General features: G+C 39.3%; 1 protein-coding gene and 1 pseudogene. One reads left to right on the top strand and one right to left on the bottom strand.

Features of this window, described 5'->3' with window-relative positions; all coding sequences use genetic code 11:
* Nucleotides 1-239: pseudogene (locus GCCT14_RS04530) on the top strand (hypothetical protein); the annotation flags it as partial.
* A 321-nt stretch (nucleotides 240-560) separates the two neighbouring features.
* On the opposite strand, the gene GCCT14_RS04540 reads toward GCCT14_RS04530, so the two are convergent.
* Complete coding sequence (locus GCCT14_RS04540; protein WP_157952618.1) at nucleotides 561-2057, bottom strand: Npt1/Npt2 family nucleotide transporter; 1497 nt, start codon at nucleotides 2055-2057, stop codon at nucleotides 561-563.
* Nucleotides 2058-2159 lie beyond the last annotated feature (102 nt).

Raw genomic sequence — 2159 nt, forward strand, 5'->3', positions numbered from 1 at the left:
ATTTCCCTGGCAATCGTCCCTCAACTATTCTTCTCGGAGATAAATTTTCTATCGAAAACTTAGGTGCACTTTGGTCGCTTTACGAAAATCGTGTTCTTTTCCAAGGGAGATTTTGGCGAATTAATTCTTTCGATCAAGAGGGAGTACAATTCGGGAAGGAACTCTCTCAACAAATTCTTTATGGAACAGAGTCTATCAGTCAATTCTGGGATCAGACTTTTTTTTTACTCGTAAGTTGACACCATTCAAAAGTATGTTTCCATGGTGATACCATTTCTATCTCTGTTGCCCGGTCAAACAACCTAGGGAATAGAGAATTCTTTGGCACAGTTGCCGGTTGTGTCGCACTGATACTACGTGGACAAGATAATGAAACTATCCAACAATGTCCTATAAAAAAAGCATTCACAATTCGAGCAACGGTTTTTTGTTTTAAAAAAACCAGCGACTGGAATGAAAGCACAGGACCAATCTTCGGCTGCAAAAATTGATATTTTTTTTCCACGGTGACCCAACAGTTATTTGTTTCTGTTGGTTCTTTTGCTAGAACGCTTGTACCTTTATCGGGAAGAGGAATCATCTCCATCAGAAAAAGAAATCGATTTTTTAGCCGATTTATAATGGCGATATCTACCAAGTTTGTATGTCGCAGTTAACCAAGACCCAATAGTGGCACAGCTTAAAATCCCTATAGAAGACGTACAAGCATCAATCGATCCAAGGATGCCTAGCAGTACAGTAAGAGAGATAGAAGCCATAGCCTTCCCAGATCTAGCGGCTAAGCCATCAATAATAGCCTTCCCTCGTACGCGAATTGGACCACTAAGTTCTATTAAAACTAAATCTTTGTTGATGTCTAGTAAGGCAGATTTAAGTGAACGAGCAAGACAACTTTGCACAGCACCGAAAAAAACGGTTGCCTCTAAAGGCGATAGCCCAAGACAAGCAGCTATAAATGCTGTTCGTTGCGGGAGCAAAAGAAAAAGGAAAAAAAAGAAAGACGTAATAAGCGAAACAAATGGAGTGACTAAGGCGGTGGTAAGCCAGCTAAAATGCTTTAACAAGCTACCAGACATGAAAAATGCGGAAAGAGATGCAACTAAGCTAGTAACAATTGCAATGTAGTGCATATAGGCAGAGAAGGAGAGAGGATCAGGGTAAAGAGCATAGGTCTTAGCTGTCCATAAAACCTCCCCTAGATTCAATAATAGGTTATAGGCGAACGTAATTCCGCTTAAACAAAGAATCGTCTGATTCTGAAAGAGAAAGGACCATCCATCTTTAATTGAAGTAGTGTTATTAGATCTAACTTGTGGGTCTATTTTCTTTTTTGGCTTGAACTGAGAAGAAACCCAGCAAAAGATCGAAAAAATCCCAACTCCAGACAAAAGAACCGTAATCATCATTTTAGTCAGAGCTTGGTCCCATGCCGTTTCTCCAAATGGAAAACTAGGAGTGAAGGGGATAGCAGAAAAATAAAGACCTACACGTCCTGATAAAATACCTGCGAAGTTTAATCCAGTTCGAAGAATAGGATAGAGACGCTTAGCTTGTTCAATCGAAATAACATCGTTCAAAAATCCCCAGAAGCAGATATTTAATATAATTACACTCCATAGCTCACTTATGATGTAAAAAAGTGTAAAGGGCCAGTGTCGAATCAGAATGGCAACAGAATCAAAACCTTTAGGTAAGTATGGCTCTAGAAAGTTTGCCAAGACATCAAATAAAAACTCATTTCGCTTGGGATAAAGAATGAAAATGAAAACGGCGTAAAACGATAGAAAAAGGGAAAGCATCACCAAAAAAGCTCGGCGAGGACCGATCCTAATCGAAATAATTGCAAAAAAATAAGAGGCAAAAAATGTCGATGGTAAAAGTGCCCAAGTCTTAATGAACGGCACAGCAGAAGCACCAGCAGATGTTATCACTAAAGTGTCCTTAATGCTCTTCAAGCTGTAATAATTGAAGGCAATAAGAAAAAGAGTGATTATCAAAGGGATGAGAACTCTAGCTTCACCTTGCTTGACTGGCCAGAAAGACGATCGCAAGGACATCGAAACTGTGTTCCTGAAGATCCTTAACAGGATCAAAGAACTACAGCTAACTAATACTGCAAACTTCCAAAACAAAATGTTTCAGCTCCAAAAGAGCAAAAT

This window comes from Candidatus Similichlamydia epinepheli (genome assembly GCF_003056015.1).

Coding starts and splice junctions, on each gene's coding strand:
- GCCT14_RS04540 (WP_157952618.1), bottom strand. CDS start 2,057: ATGTCCTTGCGATCGTCTTTCTGGCCAGTCAAGCAAGGTGAAGCTAGA.